At 72.9% G+C, this 18986-nt stretch carries 16 protein-coding genes and 1 tRNA gene; 8 read left to right on the top strand and 9 right to left on the bottom strand.

What is annotated here, in order from left to right; all coding sequences use genetic code 11:
• The first annotated feature begins 5 nt into the window (after window positions 1-5).
• The 3 genes from rsgA (at window position 6) to hisN (ending at window position 2415) form a co-directional block, all read left to right on the top strand.
• Entirely contained in the window at window positions 6-1061 is a 1056-nt protein-coding gene (rsgA, locus tag ACIOGZ_RS31810) for a ribosome small subunit-dependent GTPase A (protein ID WP_400988590.1), read from the top strand.
• A gap of 130 nt (window positions 1062-1191) precedes the next feature.
• Complete coding sequence (locus ACIOGZ_RS31815; RefSeq protein ID WP_063347889.1) at window positions 1192-1515, top strand: multidrug efflux SMR transporter; 324 nt, start codon at window positions 1192-1194, stop codon at window positions 1513-1515.
• A gap of 102 nt (window positions 1516-1617) precedes the next feature.
• The gene (gene hisN, locus ACIOGZ_RS31820) at window positions 1618-2415 is read left to right on the top strand and encodes a histidinol-phosphatase (protein ID WP_363586982.1); all 798 of its coding nucleotides are present in this window, start codon (window positions 1618-1620) and stop codon (window positions 2413-2415) included.
• Between the two features lie 84 nt (window positions 2416-2499).
• Here the strand turns inward: hisN and ACIOGZ_RS31825 are convergent, their stop codons facing one another.
• Window positions 2500-3975: a catalase gene (locus ACIOGZ_RS31825; RefSeq protein ID WP_400806464.1), complete on the bottom strand. Its 1476-nt coding sequence runs from the start codon at window positions 3973-3975 to the stop codon at window positions 2500-2502.
• A gap of 103 nt (window positions 3976-4078) precedes the next feature.
• On the opposite strand from ACIOGZ_RS31825, the gene ACIOGZ_RS31830 reads away from it, so the two are divergent.
• On the top strand, window positions 4079-4498 hold the full coding sequence (locus ACIOGZ_RS31830; protein WP_063347892.1) for a Fur family transcriptional regulator: 420 nt from the start codon (window positions 4079-4081) through the stop codon (window positions 4496-4498).
• 45 nt (window positions 4499-4543) lie between these two features.
• Here the strand turns inward: ACIOGZ_RS31830 and ACIOGZ_RS31835 are convergent, their stop codons facing one another.
• The 3 genes from ACIOGZ_RS31835 to ACIOGZ_RS31845 all read right to left on the bottom strand — a co-directional run bounded on the left by ACIOGZ_RS31835 (window position 4544) and on the right by ACIOGZ_RS31845 (window position 9996).
• A complete protein-coding gene (locus tag ACIOGZ_RS31835; protein ID WP_400988592.1) occupies window positions 4544-6520 on the bottom strand; it encodes a tetratricopeptide repeat protein in 1977 nt (658 codons plus the stop codon).
• 356 nt (window positions 6521-6876) lie between these two features.
• A tRNA-Met gene (locus tag ACIOGZ_RS31840) sits at window positions 6877-6950 on the bottom strand.
• Window positions 6951-7026: 76 nt separating this feature from the next.
• Window positions 7027-9996 carry a UPF0182 family protein gene (locus ACIOGZ_RS31845; protein WP_400806468.1) on the bottom strand — a complete coding sequence of 990 codons (2970 nt, stop codon included), beginning with the start codon at window positions 9994-9996 and terminating at the stop codon, window positions 7027-7029.
• 190 nt (window positions 9997-10186) lie between these two features.
• On the opposite strand from ACIOGZ_RS31845, the gene ACIOGZ_RS31850 reads away from it, so the two are divergent.
• A complete protein-coding gene (locus ACIOGZ_RS31850) occupies window positions 10187-10768 on the top strand; it encodes a PPA1309 family protein (RefSeq protein ID WP_363586986.1) in 582 nt (193 codons plus the stop codon).
• 66 nt (window positions 10769-10834) lie between these two features.
• On the opposite strand, the gene ACIOGZ_RS31855 is transcribed toward ACIOGZ_RS31850, so the two are convergent.
• The 4 genes from ACIOGZ_RS31855 to ACIOGZ_RS31870 form a co-directional block, all read right to left on the bottom strand.
• Window positions 10835-11950 (bottom strand): PDZ domain-containing protein, encoded by a 1116-nt coding sequence (locus ACIOGZ_RS31855; protein WP_400988594.1) that lies wholly within the window; start codon window positions 11948-11950, stop codon window positions 10835-10837.
• A gap of 42 nt (window positions 11951-11992) precedes the next feature.
• Complete coding sequence (locus ACIOGZ_RS31860; RefSeq protein ID WP_350879703.1) at window positions 11993-12184, bottom strand: hypothetical protein; 192 nt, start codon at window positions 12182-12184, stop codon at window positions 11993-11995.
• A gap of 263 nt (window positions 12185-12447) precedes the next feature.
• Window positions 12448-12888, bottom strand: coding sequence for a molybdenum cofactor biosynthesis protein MoaE (locus tag ACIOGZ_RS31865; RefSeq protein WP_400988596.1), 441 nt, complete (start codon window positions 12886-12888; stop codon window positions 12448-12450).
• Window positions 12889-12996: 108 nt separating this feature from the next.
• Window positions 12997-14145 carry an NAD-dependent epimerase/dehydratase family protein gene (locus ACIOGZ_RS31870; protein WP_107452871.1) on the bottom strand — a complete coding sequence of 383 codons (1149 nt, stop codon included), beginning with the start codon at window positions 14143-14145 and terminating at the stop codon, window positions 12997-12999.
• A gap of 200 nt (window positions 14146-14345) precedes the next feature.
• Here ACIOGZ_RS31870 and ACIOGZ_RS31875 point away from each other — a divergent pair, with 200 nt between their 5' ends.
• On the top strand, window positions 14346-15908 hold the full coding sequence (locus ACIOGZ_RS31875) for a zinc-dependent metalloprotease (RefSeq protein ID WP_400988598.1): 1563 nt from the start codon (window positions 14346-14348) through the stop codon (window positions 15906-15908).
• A gap of 20 nt (window positions 15909-15928) precedes the next feature.
• A complete protein-coding gene (locus tag ACIOGZ_RS31880) occupies window positions 15929-16492 on the top strand; it encodes an NUDIX domain-containing protein (RefSeq protein ID WP_363586992.1) in 564 nt (187 codons plus the stop codon).
• Between the two features lie 127 nt (window positions 16493-16619).
• On the opposite strand, the gene ACIOGZ_RS31885 is transcribed toward ACIOGZ_RS31880, so the two are convergent.
• Window positions 16620-17276, bottom strand: coding sequence for a M48 family metallopeptidase (locus ACIOGZ_RS31885; RefSeq protein WP_371517208.1), 657 nt, complete (start codon window positions 17274-17276; stop codon window positions 16620-16622).
• A gap of 324 nt (window positions 17277-17600) precedes the next feature.
• On the opposite strand from ACIOGZ_RS31885, the gene ACIOGZ_RS31890 reads away from it, so the two are divergent.
• Window positions 17601-18689, top strand: coding sequence for a ThiF family adenylyltransferase (locus tag ACIOGZ_RS31890; RefSeq protein WP_400988599.1), 1089 nt, complete (start codon window positions 17601-17603; stop codon window positions 18687-18689).
• The last annotated feature ends 297 nt before the right edge of the window (window positions 18690-18986 follow it).

Here is an 18986-nt window from a genome sequence, read left to right on the forward strand (position 1 = left end):
AGCACATGCGCCGCTACGGCAAGGACGCCGACGAGGATGACATCCGCAACCGCCCCGCCCGCCGGGGCTCCCGGCCGCGGACCCGGATCCGGCCCAAACACGAGGACGCCGCCGAGGCGATGGTGCTGACCATCGACCGCGGCCGGCTGACCTGCCTGATCGACCCGGGCACCAAGCAGGAACGCGAGATCGTCGCCATGAAGGCCCGCGAGCTGGGCCGCAAGGGCGTCGTCGTGGGCGACGTGGTCAACATCGTCGGCGACCTCTCCGGGGACACCGACACGCTCGCCCGGATCGTCCGGGTCGAGGAGCGCAGCTCGGTGCTGCGGCGCACCGCGGACGACGACGACCCGTACGAGCGGATCGTCGTCGCCAACGCCCAGCAGCTGGCCATCGTCACGGCGCTGGCCGACCCGGAGCCCCGGCCCCGGCTGATCGACCGCTGCCTGGTGGCCGCGTACGACGCGGGCATGGAGCCGCTGCTGGTGCTCACCAAGGCCGACCTCGCCCCGGCCGGGCCGCTGCTGGAGTCGTACGCGCCGCTCGGCATCGACTACGTGGTCACCCGTCGGGACGAACTGGAGACGGCCGGCGCCGAGGCCGTCCGCGCGCACCTGCGCGGCCTCTCCACGGTGTTCATCGGCCACTCCGGCGTCGGCAAGACCACCCTGGTCAACGCCCTCGTCCCGGACCACCAGCGGCAGACCGGCCGGGTCAACGCGGTCACCGGGCGCGGCCGGCACACCACCGTGTCCGCCCTGGCGCTGCGGCTGCCCCCGCCGCCGGGCGCCAAGCCGGGCTCCAAGAAGGCGCTGGACCCGGGCTGGGTGATCGACACCCCGGGCTTCCGCTCCTTCGGCCTCTCGCACATCGACCCGTCCCGGGTCATCCACGCCTTCCCCGACCTGGAGCCCGGCACCGTCGACTGCCCGCGCGCCTGCAGCCACGACGAGCCGGACTGCGCGCTGGACGCCTGGGTCGCCGGCGGCCACGCCGAGGGCACCCGGCTCTACTCGCTGCGCCGCCTGCTGGCCAGCAAGGAGGCCCGCGAGGGCGACTGACCCGGGCGGCGGTTTTACCGTCCCATGGGTTTCCCGACCGTTCGAGGTGTCGGACTGCGCCGGCCTGGCGATCATAGGAAGGTCGGGCCACAGCGCGGTCCGACCCGTCGATCGACAGGGAGGGCACGCGATGGCATGGGCCTTGGTGGTCCTGGCCGGCCTGCTGGAGACCGGCTTCGCGATCAACCTCAAGCTCAGCGAGGGCTTCACCAAGCTCTGGCCCACCATCAGCTTCTGCGTGTTCGCCCTGGGCAGCTTCGGCCTGCTCACACTGTCCCTGAAGAGCCTGCCGGTCGGCCCCGCCTACGCGGTGTGGACCGGCATCGGCGCGGCCGGCACCGCCATCTACGGCATGGTCTTCCTGGACGAGACCACCTCGGTGCTGAAGCTGGTGTCCATCTCCCTGGTGATCGCCGGCGTGATCGGCCTCCAGCTCAGCGGTTCAGCGCACTGAGCAGGCCCGTCCCGGTCCGCGAGCCCAATCGCCTCCGGCGGGCCCGTCCCGGTCCGCGAGCCCGGCTGTCCCGATCCGGGCGGGATCGCTAGGGTTTCGGACATGGCCGATTACCACGACGATCTCCGACTCGCCCACGTCCTCGCCGACTCGGCCGACTCGGTCACCCTGGAGCGCTTCCGCGCCCTCGACCTGAAGGTCGAGACCAAGCCCGACCTCACCCCCGTGAGCGACGCCGACAAGGCCGCCGAGGAACTCGTCCGCAGCGTGCTGCAGCGCGCCCGCCCGCGCGACGCGGTGCTCGGCGAGGAGTTCGGCCTCCAGGGCTCCGGCCCGCGCCGCTGGGTGATCGACCCGATCGACGGCACCAAGAACTACATCCGCGGCGTCCCGGTCTGGGCCACCCTGATCGCGCTGCTGGAGGACGGCCCGGACGGCGTCGAGCGCCCGGTGGTCGGCATCGTCTCCGCCCCCGCGCTGCAGCGCCGCTGGTGGGCGGCCAAGGACCTCGGCGCCTACGCCGGCCGCAGCCTCACCAAGGCCTCCCGGATCCACGTCTCCGGGGTCTCCCGGATCGAGGACGCCTCCTTCTCCTACTCCTCGCTCTCCGGCTGGGAGGAGCGCGGCCGCCTCGACCCCTTCCTGGACCTCACCCGCGCCTGCTGGCGCACCCGCGCCTACGGCGACTTCTGGTCCTACATGATGGTGGCCGAGGGCGCGGTCGACATCGCCGCCGAGCCCGAGCTGTCGCTCTGGGACATGGCCGCCAACTGCGTCATCGTCGAGGAGGCCGGCGGCCGCTTCACCGGTCTGGACGGCGTGTCCGGCCCCGGCGGCGCCGACGCCGTCGCCAGCAACGGCATCCTCCACGAGGAGACCCTGCGCCGCCTGAGCGTCTAGGTCCTCCCCGGCCGAACATGGTGCGGGCCCGGTCGACCGGTCCTCCGGTCGACCGGGCCCGCCGCTCATCGGGGCGCGTCCCGGCTACTGCTTGCGCAGCTCCCGGACGGCCGCCTCCAGCCGCTGCCCGTAGTCGGCGTCGGCCTTGCGGAAGTTGTCGACCGCCCGCTCGACGATGTCCTCGCGGTCGGCGGAGACCTTGGCGATGAAGCCGGCCAGGTTGGCGATCAGCCGCTGCTTCTCGTCCTCCGAGAACAGCCGGTACAGGTTGCCGGCCTGCACGAAGTCGTCGTCCTCGGCGTGCGAGGGCGCCTCGTGGTTGCCGGTGGCGCCGGTGACCGCGGTGGCGGCCCACAGCGGGCGGCCGGTCTGCACCGGGCCGCCGAAGCTGTTCGGCTCGTAGTTCTTCTGTCGGCCGTGGCGGCCGTCGTACAGGTGGCCGTCGCGGCTGTTGGTGCGCGCCTCGGTGGCGTGCGGGCGGTTCACCGGCAGGTGGTCGGCGTTGATGCCGACGCGGTAGCGGTGGGCGTCCGCATACGCGAACAGGCGGCCCTGCAGCATCTTGTCGGGGGACGGGCCGATGCCGGGCACGAAGTGCGACGGGGAGAAGATCGACTGCTCGACCTCGGCGAAGACGTTGTCGGGGTTACGGTTGAGCTCCAGCCGGCCGATCTCGACCGGCGGGTAGTCGGCGTGCGGCCAGACCTTGGTGAGGTCGAAGGGGTTGAAGCGGTAGTTCGCCGCGTCGGCCGCCGGCATGATCTGGACCTGCACGGTCCAGCTGGGGAACTCGCCGCGCTCGATCGACTCGCGCAGGTCGCGCTGGTGGCTGTCCGGGTCCTCGCCGGCCAGCCGGTTGGCCTCGTCCTGGGTGAGGTTCCTGATGCCCTGGTCGGTCTTGAAGTGGTACTTGACCCAGAAGTGCTCGCCGGCCTCGTTCTGCCACTGGAAGGTGTGCGAGCCGTAGCCGTTGAGGTGGCGGTAGCTGGCCGGGATGCCGCGGTCGCCGAACAGCCAGGTCACCTGGTGGGTGGCCTCGGGCGACAGGCCCCAGAAGTCCCAGACGTTGTCCGCCTCCTGGGAGCCGGTGTACGGGTCGCGCTTCTGGGTGTGGATGAAGTCGGGGAACTTCACGGCGTCCTTGATGAAGAACACCGGGGTGTTGTTGCCGACGAGGTCGTAGTTGCCCTCCTCGGTGTAGAACTTCAGCGCGAAGCCGCGCGGGTCGCGCACCGCGTCGGCCGAGCCGAGGTTGCCGGCCACGGTGGAGAACCGCAGGAAGACCTCGGTCCGCTTGCCGACCTCGGACAGGAACGAGGCCCGGGTGTAGGGCGTCAGGTCGGCGGTCACCGTGAAGGTGCCGTAGGCCGCCGCGCCGCGGGCGTGCACCACGCGCTCCGGGATCCGCTCGCGGTTGAAGTGCGCGAGCTTCTCGAAGAGCTGCTGGTCCTGGATGAGCGCCGGGCCGCCGGGGCCCGCGGTCTCGGTGTTCTGGTTGTCGGCGACGGGGGCACCCGCCTCCGTGGTGAGGGTGGGGCGCAGCTCGTCCTGGGTCGTCATAAGAGGGCCTCCGCGTTATCCGGTCGTGACGACTCGATCCTAACTTGGACTTTGTCCAAGTCAACACTGGAACCAATCTCAGAGCGTGACTTATCCTGTTCCCATGAGCGACCTGCTGGAACGACTTCGCGGACGCGGCTGGCGGCTGACCTCACAGCGCCGGGTCGTGGCCGAGGTCCTCGACGGCGACCACGTGCACCTCACCGCGGACGAGGTGCACGCCCGCGCCGTCGCCCGCCTGCCCGAGATCAGCCGCGCGACCGTCTACAACACCCTCGGCGAACTGGTCGGCCTCGGCGAGGTCCTGGAGGTCGCCACCAACGGACGCGCCAAGCGCTACGACCCCAACGCCCACCGCGCCCACCAGCACCTGGTCTGCTCCGGCTGCGGCGCCATCCGCGACGTCCACCCGCACGGCGACCCGCTCGCCGCCCTCCCGGCCGGCGAACGCTTCGGCTTCACCGTCACCACCGCCGAGGTCACCTACCGCGGCCTCTGCCCGGACTGCACGGGCACGCCGTAACACGGCCCCCAGAAACCGCCGCCCCGGGGGACCTCCGGACACGCCCTACGCGCTCAGCTCCGCGTGCAGCGCGCCCAGCAGGCGCCCGGCCCGCTCCGCCACCTCGGCCGGCCCGTAGTCGGCCGCCCGGCGGCACCAGTTCTCCGCCTGCACCGGCTCCCCCCGGCGCAGCGCCAGCAGTGCCAGGCGCAGCGCCGCCCGCCCGTGCCCGGCGTCGGCCGCCCGGGTGTACCAGAGCATCGCTTGCGCCTCGCGGTCCTGCCGGGCCAGCAGCAGCCCCAGGTTGAAGGCGGCACTGCGGCTGCCGGCCTCGGCCGCCCGCCGGTACCAGCTCTCGGCGATCTCCAGCGCGCCGCGCTCGGCCGCCCGCACCCCCATCCGCACCTGCGCCCGCCGGTGCCCGGCATCGGCCGCCAGCGCGTACCAGTGCTCGGCCTCGGTGTCCGCGTCACCGCGCCGGTCCAGCACCGAGGCCAGCCGGAACGCGCCCTCCGCCGACCCGCCGGACGCCGCCTGCCGGTAGCGCTCCAGCGCGCCGGCCAGGTTGCCCCGCTGCTCCTGGGCGACGGCCAGTTGCAGCGCGGCCTCGCCGTGGCCCTCGGCGGCGGCCCGCGCGTACCACTCCTGGGCCTGCCGCTGCTCGCCGCGCCCGGCGTGCAGCACGCCCAGGTTGAACGCGCCGTCCACGCTGCCGGCCTCGGCCGCCTTGGAGAACCACGGCTCGGCGCCGGTCTCCTCGCCGCGCTGCAACAGCACCACGGCCAGCGCGTTGCAGGCCTCCCGGTGCCCGGCGTACGCGGCCCGGCGGTACCACTGCTCGGCCTGCTGGTCGCGGCCGGTGGCGACGCAGAGCAGGCCGAGGTTGAAGGCGCCGTTCTGGTCGCCCGCGTCCAGGGCGGTGCGGTACCAGTGCTCGGCCTCCTTGGACTCGCCGCGGCCGGCGTGCAGGGCGCCCAGCGCGTTGGCGGCGTTGCCGTCGCCGGCCTCGGCGGCCTCCCGCCACCACTCGGCGGCGGCGGCCAGGTCCCCGGAGTCGCGCAGCAGAAAGCCCAGCGCGCAGGCGGCCCGCGGCTCGCCGTTCTGCGCGGACTGCCGGTACCAGCGGGCGGCCTCCTCCAGCAGCGGCTGGTCGGTGGCGGCACGCTCCTCCAGCAGCACGCCCAGGCGCAGCGCGGCGCGGGCGTGGCCGCGGGCGCCGGCGGTGCGGTACCAGGCCTCGGCGATCTCCTTGTCCCCGGCGGCCTCGCGCATCCGGGCCAGCCGGTAGGCGGCCTCCCGGTGCCCGGCGTCGGCGGAGACCTTGAACCAGCGCTCGGCGCGCACGTCGCGCCGGTGCTCCATCAGGTCGCCCAGCGCGTAGGCGCCGAGCGGGTGGCCGTGGTCGGCGGCGAAGTGCAGCCAGTACTCGGCGGCCTCCTCCTCGCCCTGGTCGCGCAGTTGGAGCCCGAGCGCGTGCGCGGCGGGGGCGCTGCCGGCCACCGCGGCCTGGCGCCACCACTGGGCGGCCTCGGCGCGGTGGCCCTGCTGGTGCAGCAGCACGCCGAGGTTGTTGGCGGCGGCGCGCGTCCCGGCGGCCGCGGCGGCGCGCAGGTAGGGCTCGGCGTCCTCCAGGTCGCCGCGGCGCAGCAGCAGGGTGCCGAGCCGGCTGGCGGCGTCCGGGTCGCCGTCGTCGGCGGCCTGCCGGTGGCGGGCCTCCAGCGCGGCGCTCTCGCGGGCGGCCAGCGCGGTCTCGAAGCTGGTGGTGTCCAGGCCGGCCGGGTCGAGTGCGGCGGCGTTCGGGCCGTCGGCGGCGGCGCCGTCGGGCCCGTACGGGCGGACGGCGTCGGCGAACTGACGGGTGGGCACGCGGACCAGGCTGTCGGGGCCGTAGCCGGCGACCGGGGGGCGCTCGGACAGGCCGCTGGTGCGCTGGGCGGGCAGGGCTCCGGGGCGGCTCTCGGGGCTCTCCGCCCAGGCGTCGGTGTCCGCCTCGGTGGCCGCCGCGGACTTGGCGCCTGACCCGTTCTTGCCGATCAGCCTCATGCCGACTCCCGCTCCCCCAGAGTGTCGCGGCATCGTGCCCCGGCCCGCGGCCGGGGGGACCCCCAGGGGAGGTACCGGAACCGACGGCCGGTCAGCAGCCGCGCACCGTCCCCCATGTGTCCCATCGTCGCACCACCCGCAACCCGCGTACACCTGCCCCGGCCGAATTCGGGCGAGGCCGACCCGAAGCCGACGAAATTGCTTCGGCGCTTTGTCGATTTCCCGACACTCGGGCCCCACAAACCCCGTGCCGTCGTCGTTGGCGACGGTTGATGGTACCGGAGCGGTTCCCACCGCTTCGGGGGAAAAACGCCAGAGGCCCGGAGGAAGAATCCTCCGGGCCTCTGGCCACTGAGTAGCGGGGACAGGATTTGAACCTGCGACCTCTGGGTTATGAGCCCAGCGAGCTACCGAGCTGCTCCACCCCGCGTCGGTAGTTGAACCATAGCACGGGTGCGGGGTGGAACAGGAATCGGTTGCCGCAGCTCAGCGGGCTACGGCTGCGGCTACGGCTGCCCGGACGGCGATCCGGTCGGCGTCGCGCCCGGGGTCGCACCCGGCGTCGGGGCCTGCACCGGGCTCCCGCCGCGGGCCGCCTCGGCCGCCTTCAGCGCATCGCCCAGCGCCTTCTGGGCGTTGCCGTAGGCCACCCAGTCGCCGTTCTTGAACGCGGTCTGGCTGTCGTTGTACGCCTTCTCCGCGTCCCCGAGCGCCTTCTGCAGCTCCGGCGAGATCGTCCCGCCCGGCGTCGCCGTCCCCGGACCGGTCGACGTCCCCGGATTGGTGGGCGTCCCCGGGTTGTTCGGCGTGGACGGCGCGGTCGGCGTGGTCCCCGGGGCCGCCCCGGCGAACACCTTCTTCAGCGCGTCCTCCAGGGTGTTCTCGAACGCCACGTTGTCGTTCCCGTACACCGCCAGCACCTTCTGCAGCGTCGGGTACTTGGCGCCGCGTCCGCGCACGTACACCGGCTCGACGTTGAGCAGCCCGCCGCCGACCGGCAGGGTCAGCAGGTTGCCGTACTCCAGCTCGGTGTCACCGCCGCTCTTCAGCGCGAAGATCTGCGAGGCCACCTCCTGCCGGGAGTTGAACGTCGACTGCACCAGGCCCGGGCCGGGGGCGCTGTTGTCCCCCGAGATCTTCAGGATGCGGATCTTCCCGTAGTCCGGTCCCGGATCGGCGTTGACGGCCATGAACGCGGCCAGGTTCGGGCGGCCGTTGGGCACGAAGGTCGTGGTCAGCGAGAAGCTCGCCGAGGTGACCTGCGGGTCCGGCATCCGCACCGTCACGTAGTACGGCGGCTGGACCTGCTTGGTGTCGCTGGTCGGGTCGACCGGGATCTGCCAGATGTCGCTGCCGTTGAAGAAGGAGTTGGCGTCGGTCACGTGGTACTGACCGAGCAGGTCGCGCTGCACCTTGAACATGTCCTGCGGGTAGCGCAGGTGCGGCAGCAGCGTGCCCGGGATGTCCGCCTTCGGCTCGACGGTGCCGGGGAACGCCTTCATCCAGGTCTTCAGCACCGGGTCCTGGTCGTCCCACTGGTAGAGCTTCACCTCGCCGGTGTAGGCGTCCACCGTGGCCTTGACCGAGTTGCGGATGTAGTTGACCTGGTTGGCGACGGTCAGCAGCTCACCGCGCTGGTTGGTCAGCGAGTCCTTGGTCGCGGTGCCCAGCGTCGTCTTCGACGAGAACGGGTAGCCGTCCGAGGTGGTGTAGCCGTCCAGCACCCAGACCACCCGGCCGTCCTGCACCACCGGGTACGCGTCGGCGTCGATCGACAGCCACGGGGCGACCTTCTCCACCCGCTCCTTCGGCGTCCGGTTGTAGATCACCTTCGCGCCGTCGGTGATCGCCCCCGCGTACAGGATCTGCGGCTCGGCGAAGCGCACCGCGTACGCGGCCCGGGTGATCGGGTTGTCCAGCGAGACACCGCTGTTGCCGGTGTAGGTGTACTCCTTGTTCTCGCCGGTCTTGGTGGTGTAGTCGATCTCCTTGTTCGAGCCGCCGACGATCGAGTACGACGTCGTCTTCTCGCCGTAGTAGATCCGCTGCTGGTAGTCGCCCAGCGCGCCGGTGGCCGGCAGGCCGGACTCGGTGAACACCGGCTCGCCCTTGTCGCTGACCTGGTTGCCCTTGGCGACGACCGCGCCGTAGCCGTGGGTGTACTTGAAGTGGTCGTTGATCCAGTTGCGCTGCACGCCGTTGAGGTCCAGCTCGCGCAGGCCGATCACGGTGTCCTGCTTGTCCGTGCCGGAGCCGTAGCGGTCCACGTCCAGGGTGTTCGGGAAGGCGTAGTAGTTGCGCTGCTGCTCGATCGACTGGAAGGTCGGCGAGACGACGTTCGGGTCCAGCAGCCGGATGTCGGAGATGGTCTGCGCGTCCGGCTTGAGCGCCTCGGCCGTCGTCGACCCCTGCGGGCTGTACTGGGTGGTCTGCGCGTCCGCGATCCCGTACGCCTGCCGCGTCGCGTCGATGTTCTTCTGGATGTACGGCGTTTCCTTGGCCTGCTCGTTCGGCTTGACCTGGAACTGCTGCACGATCGCCGGGTACAGCCCGCCGATCAGCACCGCCGACAGCACCATCAGCCCCAGCCCGATCAGGGCCGGCGCCCAGGTGCGGCGCACCGGCGTCAGGAAGAACAGCAGCGCGCAGATGATCGCCACGAAGAACAGGATCGTCTTGGCCGGCAGGAACGCGTTGGCGTCCACGTAGCGCAGGCCGGTCCAGCCGGAGACCCCCTTGTAGGAGCCGGTCTTCACCGCCAGCGCGTACCGGTCCAGCCAGTACGCCACCGCCTTCAGCAGCACGAACACGCCCAGCAGCACCGCCAGGTGCCCCTGCGCGCCCGCGCTCGCCCGACGGCCCGGGCCCTGCAGCCGCAGCCCCCCGTACAGGTAGTGCACCAGCGCCGAGGTCAGCAGCGAGACGATCACCGCGCTGAACGCGAAGCCCAGCACGAACTCGTAGAACGGGAGGTCGAAGGCGTAGAACGAGACGTCCATGCCGAACTGGGCGTCCTTCTCGCCGAAGGGCGTCGCGTTCGTCCACATCAGCCAGGTCCGCCACTGGCCGGACGCCGCGGCGCCCGCCACCAGGCCGATCACCAGCGAGACCCCGATCAGCGCCCAGCGCTTGAACGGCGCCAGGCCCGACCGGTAGCGGTCCAGGCTCTGCTGCTCGACCGACATCGCCGACAGCGGCGGCCTCAGCCGGTGCGCCAGCCAGACGTTGAAGCCGACGATCACCGCCATCAGCAGGCCGAACACCGCGAACAGGCCGATCTTCGTCCACAGCTGCGTGGTGAACACCGAGGAGTAACGGACGGATCTGAACCACAGCCAGTCCGTCCAGAACCCGGCGAACATGACGAACAGCAGGAACAGCACCGCGAGCACGCCCAGGGTCAGCAGGGCCACCCGCGCCCGCCGGGAGGGCGGCCCTACCCTGCGCCGGAAACCCGGCCCTGAGCGTTCCGGCATCTGGAATACCACGGTGGCACCTCAGCTGTGTCGTCTGGAGTCAGTCGGTCTTCAGGGAAACTTAACCAGGCTTTGGCCGAGTTCCCACCGTTAGCAGACGGTTACGACGCCGTTCCCCGTCCCGGCCGCTCCCCGGCCCACCGGCGGCACCCGGCGCCCGGGCCCCCGCCCGGCGTGTGAGGATTGAGGCATGTCCGACGCGTCCAATGCACTCAACACCCCCGGCTCCCCCGACGACGTCTCCAAGCTCCCCGCCGCCACCCCGCTCACCCGGGCCGCGCTGGAGATCGACGAGTACGCCGCCACGCTCGGCTGGGACCTCCCGGCCCGGCTGTTCGCCCTGGTGGACAGCACCGCCCTGCGCAAGGCCGACCCGAAGATCGCCGCCCAGCTCGGCCTCGGCGACGACGACACGGCCGGCCTCACCCCGGTCGAGCAGGACGAGCTGCCGGCCGGCATGGAGCTGGACAAGTTCCTCGGCACCATCGCCTGGCCCGACGCGGTGGTCGGCTGCGCCCTGGTCGTCGAGCGCCTGATGCTGCCTCCGGGCTCCGAGCAGACCCGCCCGCGCAACGCCAGCGACGCCCAGCTCGCCGAGTGGGTGGCCAACCACCCCAAGCGCGAGGAGGTACGGATCACCGCCGCCGTGCTGCGCAACGGCAAGAAGGAGATCGCGCTGCGGCTGCGCTCCAAGGACGTCGCCCGCGAGGTGCTGACCGGTCCGGACCTGGTGCCCGGCCTGACCGCGGCGCTGCTGGCGACCTTCTCGTAGCCCCCGGCCGCCCCGGCGGCACCCCTTCACGTTCACCGCGCTACGTCACGGCATTACTTCACGGCACTACTTCACGGCGCAGGACGGCAGCGCGGAGGTCTGCCCGGAGCGGATCTGCTCCAGCGACTTCAGCGCGCCGTCCAGCGTGTCCGTCTTGATCAGGTTCAGCCCGGACGGGACGTTCTTGGTCGCCTCGGCGCAGTTCGAGGACGGGGTGAAGAAGTACTCGGCGCCGGCGTCCCGGGCGGCGATCAGCTTCATCGATATCCCGCCGATCGGGCCGACCTTGCCATCGTCGTCGATGGTGCCGGTACCCGCCACGAACCGGCCGCCGGTGAGGTCGCCGCCGGGGGTGAGCTTGTCGATGATGCCGAGCGAGAACATCAGCCCGGCGCTCGGCCCGCCGACGTCCTGGAGGCCGATGTCGATCTGGAACGGGTAGGTGTGCCGGATCGTGGTGCCGATGCCGACCACCGCGAGTTCCGCCCGCTCGGCCGGGGCCTTCGGGTCGAGGTCCTTGGCCCGCACGGTGGGGACGGTGACGTCGGTCCGGTCCCCCGGGTTGGCGCCGCCGTTGCCGGTCGCGTCCTTGACCCGCGGGACCACGGTGAAGACCACCGACTCACCCGGCTTGTGCCTGGTGACCGCGGCCACCACCTGCTCGGCCGTGCTGACCGGCGTGCCGTCGACGGCCACGATCTGGTCGCCCGCGTGCAGCCGGCCCTCCGCCGGAGCCCCCGCCGTGACCGATTTGATGATCAGCTCGGTGCCGACCGGGATGCCCATCTGGTTGAGCGCGGCGGTGCGGGCGCTGTCCTCGGAGGAGGCGAACTCCTCGGCGTTCTGCTTCTTGGCGTCGGCATCCGTCTGCCCCGTCGGGTAGACGTTGTCGTGCGGCACGACCATCACGTCGTCGCGCAGCCACCCGACCACCGCGTTGACCAGGCTGGGCTCGTACTTGGCCCCGGTGACCTGGACGGTGGTCATGTTGAGGTGCCCGGTGGTCGGGTACGAGTCGCGCCCGGTGATGGTGATCACCGACTTGCCCCCCTGGTTGCCGAGCGTGTTGTACGTCGGCCCCGGACTCATCTCCGTGTACGGCACCTTCATCAGCACCGAGACGCAGAGCAGCGCTATGAGCAGCAGGGTGGCAGCGAGCATCGTCGCGGAGCGGCGTGGCATGCCTCGACAGTACGGGACGCGGATGAGCGGGCGCCCCCCGGGCTAGCGGCCGGAACCGTCCTCGGAGGCGGCGCTTCCGGCGGTGGTGCGTTCCATCGCGGCCATGAAGCGCCGGTGCTCGGCGAGCGAGGCCGGGTCCCCCGTGGCTCTCGGGGCACGCTGGGCCCAGCCCGCCCACAGGGCGGCGAGCAGGACGGCGATGACCGGAATGATCAACCAGGCGAGCGCACCCATATCAGTACTCCCAGCTCGTCGTGTCTATGAGCAGATTAACCACTCCGGCGGACAACGCGGCCGGCGCCGTCCGGGTTACGGGACGGCCGATCGGCTCACTGCCAGGGAGTATTCGGCCCACTGACCCAGACCCGTTCGAGTGAGAGCCCGGCCCGCCCGGCATGTTCGTCGCATTCCGTGCGCAGGTGGCCACTCTCCGCAGCCAATCGCCCTTTTCGGGTCCGCCCCGGTCCGATCCGGTCCGATCCACAGGGGCACCCGGGTCAGCAACTGCCGGCGCCGACCCACTCCTCCTCGCCGTCGGTGAAGACCTGGTGCTTCCAGATCGGCACCTCGTGCTTGAGGTCGTCGATCAGCCGCCGGGCGGCCGCGAAGGCCTCGCCCCGGTGGGCGCAGGACACGGCGACGATCACCGCCTTGTCGGTGATCTCCAGCCGGCCGACCCGGTGCACCGCGGCCAGCGCCCGCACCGGGAAGTCGGCGACGACCTTCTCGGCGATCCGGCGCATCTCCTGCTCGGCGGTGGGGTGGCAGCTGTATTCCAGCGCGGTGACCGACTTGCCGCCGTCGTGGTCGCGGACCGTCCCGACGAAGACGGTCGTCCCGCCGGCCGCGTCGTCGCCGACCGCCTCGTGCACCTCGTCCAGCGAGAGCGGGGTGTCGCGGATGGCGAGCAGGCGGATGGGGTCGTGGTTCTCGGACATGCCCCCATGATTCCCCATCCCGGGTGGTTTGAGGCAAGCAGGTTCCGCATCACGATGGCGGGATTCCGCATCGTGAGAAAACCTGCCCGTCCCTCGGGGCCGCCGGCCTCAGAAGCGGCGCCGCTTGCGGGCCCGGCGCACCAGCGCGGCCGTACCGACCAGCGCCACCGTCGCCCCGGCCGCCCCCAGGCTGGTCGCGGCCTCCTTGCCGCCCAGCCGGCGCCCGGCCACCGCGTGCTTCCCGGCGACCTGGCCCAGCAGCTCGGCCAGCACCTGCTCGTTGCTGTGCTCCGGACGCCAGCCCGCCTCGTGCAGCCGGCTGCCGGACACCACCCACGGGTACATCGTGTAGGCCAGGTCCCCCGCCGGGGCCGGGGTCAGGCCCAGCCGGTGCAGCCGGGCCGCGGTGCCCAGCGCCAGCGAGGCCGGCAGCTCCATCCGCCGGATCCCCGACAGCCGCTCCACGTCCTCCTGCTCCAGCCAGCCGTCACAGCCGACCGTCACCTCGCCCTCCACCAGGCCCAGCGCCGCGTACTCCAGCGCCGCCGCCAGGTCGTCCACGTGGCAGAACTGCCAGCACGGGCGGGAACCGGCCACCACCAGCAGCCTCGGCGCCTCGAAGTGCCGGGTCAGCACGGTGTCCACGCCGGGGCCGACCACCACCGCCGGACGCAGCACCGTCACCTGCAGCCCCGGGTGGGCGCGCGGCGCCCTGCGGGCCAGGCGCTCGATCTCCAGCAGGTCCCCGACCAGCGAGGCCTCCTCGGTCGCCCGCAGCTCGGAGTCCTCGGCCAGCGGCACCTCGTTGTCGGCCAGCGCGCCGTAGACCATCGCGGAGGTGCAGAGCACCACCCGGTGCACCCCGGCGGCCGCGGCCGCCGTCAGCACGGTCTGCGCGCCGCGCACGTTGTAGGCGCTGCGGGCGCGCGGATCCGACTCCATGCCGAAGTCCATCGCCAGGTGCACCACCACGTCCACCCCGGACAGCCGCTCGGCCACCGCGGGGTCGCGCACGTCCAGCACCCGCCACTGCACACCCGGCACCTCACCGCGCCGGTCGTCCACCGCCAGCACCCTGCGCACGTGCGGCGAGGCGACCAGACGGGCCGCGACCCGTTCGCCGATCACGCCGGCGGCACCGGTGACGGCCACGGTCAGCGGCCGTCCGCCGTAGGCTGGAGGCGGCGACGCCGTGATGTCCGGGGCGTCCTCGTCTCCGGTCAGCCCAGAGCGAACGTCCGAAGGCGGGGAACTCACCGACCATCCTCCACGGTTAGCTTATGTGCGTACGGACGTGTGTCACGTACGTCCATCCTGCCCGAGGCGAAGGCCCGGCGGTGCACCCGGCGCGGGCCTGCCGCACTGGAGCCGCCCACGAGTCCCCCACTCCGCTGGTGCCCCGGGCGGGCAGCACTTCCCGCCACACCCGTATGACGGCCGACCGGATCGAGGACCCCGTGAGCGACCTTCCCTTCGGATTCGGCGTTCCGCCCGAGGAGCCCGAGGACGGCAAGGCCAAGCCCGACAACGAGCAGCAGAAGAAGGACCAGGGCTCCGCAGGCTCCGACCAGAGCGGCGCGCAGCCGTTCGGCTTCGGCGCCGGCAACCCGTTCGGCGCGCTGTTCGGCATGCCCGGCGGCGGAGCCCCGGGCGGCCCCGGCGGGGCCGACAACCCGTTCGCCGCGATGTTCGGCGGCCTCAACCCCAACGACCTCGGCAGCGCGTTCCAGCAGCTCGGGCAGATGCTCTCGTTCGAGGGCGGCCCGGTGAACTGGGACCTCGCCAAGAACATCGCCCGCCAGAGCGTCATCGCCGAACCCGCCGAGGGCAAGAGCAAGGACCGCTCGGTCAGCGCCGCCGAGCACTCCGCCGTCGCCGAGGCCGTCCGGCTCGCCGACCTGTGGCTCGACGGCGCCACCGAGTTCCCCTCCGGCGCCGGCACCGCCGTCGCCTGGAGCCGCGCCGAGTGGATCGAGGCCACCCTCCCGGTCTGGAAGGACCTCGTCGACCCGGTCGCCGAGCGGGTCGGCAACGCCATGGGCGGCGTCCTGCCCGAGGAGATGCAGGCCATGGCCGGCCCGCTGATGGGCATGATGCGCTCGATGGGCGGCGCCATGTTCGGCACCCAGATCGGCCAGGCGCTCGGCGCCCTCGCCGCCGAGGTGGTCGGCTCCGCCGACGTCGGCCTGCCGCTCGCCCCGGCCGGCAAGGCCGCACTGCTGCCGCAGAACGTCGCCGAGTTCGGCGAGGGCCTCAACGTGCCCGCCGACGAAGTCCGGCTCTACCTCGCCCTGCGCGAGGCCGCCCACCAGCGGCTCTTCGCCCACGTGCCGTGGCTGCGGGCCCACCTGCTCGGCGCCGTCGAGGCCTACGCCCGCGGCATCAAGGTCGACACCTCCCGGATGGAGGAGCTCGTCGGCCAGCTCGACCCGAACAACCCGGAGGCGCTCCAGGAGGCGCTGGCCGGCGGGCTGCTCCAGCCCGAGGACACCCCCGAGCAGAAGGCCGCGCTCGCCCGCCTGGAGACCGCGCTCGCGCTGCTCGAAGGCTGGGTCGACGCGGTCGTGCACGCCGCCGCCGAACCGCACCTGCCGCAGGCCGGCGCGCTGCGCGAGACCGTCCGCCGCCGCCGCGCCGCCGGCGGGCCCGCCGAGCAGACCTTCGCCACCCTGGTCGGCCTGGAGCTGCGCCCGCGCCGGCTGCGCGACGCCGCCCGGCTGTGGGCGCTGCTCGCCGACGCGCGCGGCATCGAGGGCCGCGACGCGCTCTGGCAGCACCCGGACATGCTGCCCACCGCCGCCGACCTGGACGACCCGGACGCCTTCGTGCACCGGGGCACCGGCGACCTGGAGGGCGGCCTCGACTTCGACGCGATCGACAAGCTGCTCGGCGAGGCCGCCGCGGGCGGCACCGCCGCCAAGCCGGACCTCACCAAGAACGACGGGCCGGCGAAGAGCGAGGAGCCGAAGCGGGACGGCGACGGCGACGGCACCGACGGAAAGGGCGAGCCCACCGCATGACGGCCACCGACACCGGGGCGATGTCCCTGCACGCGGACGCCGTGCGCACCCTGACCGGGTGGCGCCCCGCCGACGAGGAGCAGGACCGGCTGCGGCTCGACTACCTGGCGCACCTGGCCGAGCAGCCCGAGGGCCTGTACCGGTCCTGCCTGCCCGCGCACATCACCGCGAGCGCGGCGGTCGTCGACCCGGCGGCCGGGCGGGTGCTGCTCACCCTGCACCCCAAGGTCGGCATCTGGCTGCAGATGGGCGGGCACTGCGAGCCCGACGACCGGGACCTCGCGTCGGCGGCGCTGCGGGAGGCCGTCGAGGAGTCCGGCATCCCCGACCTGGCCCTGCTGGAGCTGGACGGCGTCCCGGTGCCGGCCAAGCTGGACCGGCACCGGGTCCGCTGCACCGGCAAGGACCGGCCGGAGAACACCCACCTGGACGTCCAGTACATCGCGGTGGCACCGGCCGGTGCGCAGGCGCTGATCAGCGAGGAGTCGCTGGACCTGCGCTGGTTCGACTACGACCGGCTGCCGGAGCTGACCGACCACTCGGTGCGGGACCTGGTGGCACGGGCCCGCCGGCTGACCAGCTGAGGTGAAACGCGAAGAGGGGGCGCGGGCCGATCGGCCCGCGCCCCCTCTTTTCGTTCCCCGCATCGTTCCCCGCGTCGTTCTCCTCGCCACCCTCTCCGCCGCCGCCTCCCGGCCGGGCGTCAAGCCGTCAGCCGCAGGAACAGGCCGGATCGGCATCCCGGTCGGCGTGCCGGGCGCCGGGGATGTGCGGCAGCCGGGCCGCCGAGACCACGCCCTCCAGGTAGCCGCGGGCCCGTTCCGTCCGGGGGTAGGCCTCCAGCAGGGCCCAGAACGCCGGGCCGTGGTCCGGCACCAGCAGGTGGGCGAGCTCGTGCAGCAGCACGTAGTCCAGGACGTACTCCGGCATGCCCTGCAGACGGTGGGAGAGGCGGATCGTCCCCTCGCTGGGGGTGCACGAGCCCCAGCGCGAGTTCTGGTTGGTGACCCAGCGGACCTGGGCGGGCCGGGCGCGATCGCCCAGGTAGGCGGCCGACAGCCCGCGCGCCCGGTCCATCAGCGCGTCGTCGCCGAGGATCCGGCGGCTCTCCTGGGCGGCGAGCTTCTCCAGCATCTGCGCGACCCAGCGCTGCTCCTCGGCGTGCGACATCCGGGCCGGGATCAGCACGATCGTGCGGTCGCCCTCGCGGTAGGCGGAGACGGTGCGGCTGCGACGGGCGCTGCGGCGCACTTCCACCCGGCCGCGGTCGTGCGGCTCCGGTGGCGCGGCGGCGGGTGGGTGTTGCGGCGACGCGGGCCTCGCCTGCTGATCCTGGTCCCGACGCCCACGCGTGCTGGGCGCCGCCACTTGCGACCCGGACGCTGCACGGGCACGCCGACGCGACGCCGGTGGATGGGAGTCCCGCTCGGCTGCCATGGCACACGACGTTACCCGGTACCACGGACAGAAGTCCGGTGCCGTGGCCGAAATCTTTCATGGAGTGATCGGGAACGAAAAGTCGACGGCGGGTGTCCGGAAACCGGCGCCGGAGCGGATGGGCGGTTATCCACAGGGTCTGCGAACAGATGATGTGATCATGAGCCTGGGCCTGTGGATAACTTTGCGCACGACGTCGGCGCGATGGGGCATGCTGCGGTCAGCCGTCCGGAAACGATCGGAAGGGAGATCGCCGTGCGCCTCGTACTGAAGCCCGCCCTGTCCCGCAGCTGGCGGGACTCCGACACCCTGCAGTTCGGGACCATCACCCGCTACGCCGGGGTGCTCGGCCAGGCCGACAAGACCCTCTGCGACTTCCTCGGCCTGGTCGACGGGACCAGGGACCGCCCCGAACTGCTGGAGGCCGGCGAGCAGCTCGGCCTCGGCCGGGAGCCCGCCGACGCACTGCTGACCGACCTGGAGGAGACCGGGTTACTGGACGACGCGGAGGCGGCCGGCACCGCGATGGCCCGCTTCCCCCAGCCCCACCGGGACCTGCTCGGCCCCGACCTCGCCTCGCTGTCCCTGGTCCACTCCGGCCCCGGCGCCGCACCGGCCGTCCTGGCCCGGCGGGCAGGCGTCCGGATCGAGGTCCGCGGCGCGGGCCGGGTGGGCGCCGCCGTGGCGGCCGTGCTCTCGGCCGGCGGGGCGGGCACGGTCACCGTGGTGGACGGCGGCCGGGTGCGCCCCGGGGACTGCTCCCCGGCAGGACTGCCGCCGGGGGACGTCGGGCGGCTGCGGTTGACGGCCGCCCGGGAGGCCGTGCAACGGGCGGCGGGCCGACCACTGGTGCCCGTGCCCCGGCGAAAGCCCGACGGGCCGCCGCCCGACCTGGTGGTGCTCGCGCCCCGGGACGGGAGCGGGGCGTTCGCCGGCGGGACGTACGAGGCCCGACTGCTGCTCCGGGCCGGGGTGCCGCACCTGTACGTCGGAGTGGTCGAGGAGTTCGGGGTGGTCGGGCCCCTGGTGCTGCCAGGGGTGTCGGCCTGCGGACACTGCCTGGTCCTGCGCCGGGAGGACGAGGACGCCGCCTGGCCCCGGATCCTGGCCCAGCTGGCGGACGGCGGGCCCGGCCGGGCGCGCACCCCGGCCTGCGACACGGCCCTGGCCACGATGGTGGCCGGCCTGGCGGCGCTGCACGTCCAGGTCCACCTGGACGGCGGGCGGCCCCCGAGCGTGGACGGGTGGTGCGAGGTGTCGGCCGGCGAAGGGATGCCACGACGTCTGCGACTGCGCGGACACCCGGACTGCGGGTGCCTCTGGCAGCCGCAGCCACCGAGGTGAGGAGGAGAGGAACCTGCCGGGCGCGGGCCTGGCCGAGGAGAGAACCTACCGGGCGCGGGCCCGGCGGCTGCGAGGCTCGGCAGCCGCCCGGCCCCACGCCACGGCGGACCGGGCCGGCGCCCGGCCAGGTGAGCCCATGGCCAGGTGAGCCCATGGCCAGGTGAGCCCATGGCCAGGTGAGCCCATGGCCAGGTGAGCCCATGGCCAGGTGAGCCCATGGCCAGGTGAGCCCATGGCCAGGTGAGCCCATGGCCAGGTGAGCCCATGGCCAGGTGAGCCCATGGCCAGGTGAGCCCA

It is taken from the genome of Kitasatospora sp. NPDC088160 (assembly GCF_044741445.1).
Classification (GTDB): domain Bacteria; phylum Actinomycetota; class Actinomycetes; order Streptomycetales; family Streptomycetaceae; genus Kitasatospora.

What these genes read in the sequence shown, in the direction of transcription:
- rsgA (WP_400988590.1), top strand. Translation starts at nt 6, where the DNA reads ATGCGCCGCTACGGCAAGGACGCCGACGAGGATGACATCCGCAACCGC.
- ACIOGZ_RS31815 (WP_063347889.1), top strand. Translation starts at nt 1,192, where the DNA reads ATGGCATGGGCCTTGGTGGTCCTGGCCGGCCTGCTGGAGACCGGCTTC.
- hisN (WP_363586982.1), top strand. Translation starts at nt 1,618, where the DNA reads ATGGCCGATTACCACGACGATCTCCGACTCGCCCACGTCCTCGCCGAC.
- ACIOGZ_RS31825 (WP_400806464.1), bottom strand. Translation starts at nt 3,975, where the DNA reads ATGACGACCCAGGACGAGCTGCGCCCCACCCTCACCACGGAGGCGGGT.
- ACIOGZ_RS31830 (WP_063347892.1), top strand. Translation starts at nt 4,079, where the DNA reads ATGAGCGACCTGCTGGAACGACTTCGCGGACGCGGCTGGCGGCTGACC.
- ACIOGZ_RS31835 (WP_400988592.1), bottom strand. Translation starts at nt 6,520, where the DNA reads ATGAGGCTGATCGGCAAGAACGGGTCAGGCGCCAAGTCCGCGGCGGCC.
- ACIOGZ_RS31845 (WP_400806468.1), bottom strand. Translation starts at nt 9,996, where the DNA reads ATGCCGGAACGCTCAGGGCCGGGTTTCCGGCGCAGGGTAGGGCCGCCC.
- ACIOGZ_RS31850 (WP_363586986.1), top strand. Translation starts at nt 10,187, where the DNA reads ATGTCCGACGCGTCCAATGCACTCAACACCCCCGGCTCCCCCGACGAC.
- ACIOGZ_RS31855 (WP_400988594.1), bottom strand. Translation starts at nt 11,950, where the DNA reads ATGCCACGCCGCTCCGCGACGATGCTCGCTGCCACCCTGCTGCTCATA.
- ACIOGZ_RS31860 (WP_350879703.1), bottom strand. Translation starts at nt 12,184, where the DNA reads ATGGGTGCGCTCGCCTGGTTGATCATTCCGGTCATCGCCGTCCTGCTC.
- ACIOGZ_RS31865 (WP_400988596.1), bottom strand. Translation starts at nt 12,888, where the DNA reads ATGTCCGAGAACCACGACCCCATCCGCCTGCTCGCCATCCGCGACACC.
- ACIOGZ_RS31880 (WP_363586992.1), top strand. Translation starts at nt 15,929, where the DNA reads ATGTCCCTGCACGCGGACGCCGTGCGCACCCTGACCGGGTGGCGCCCC.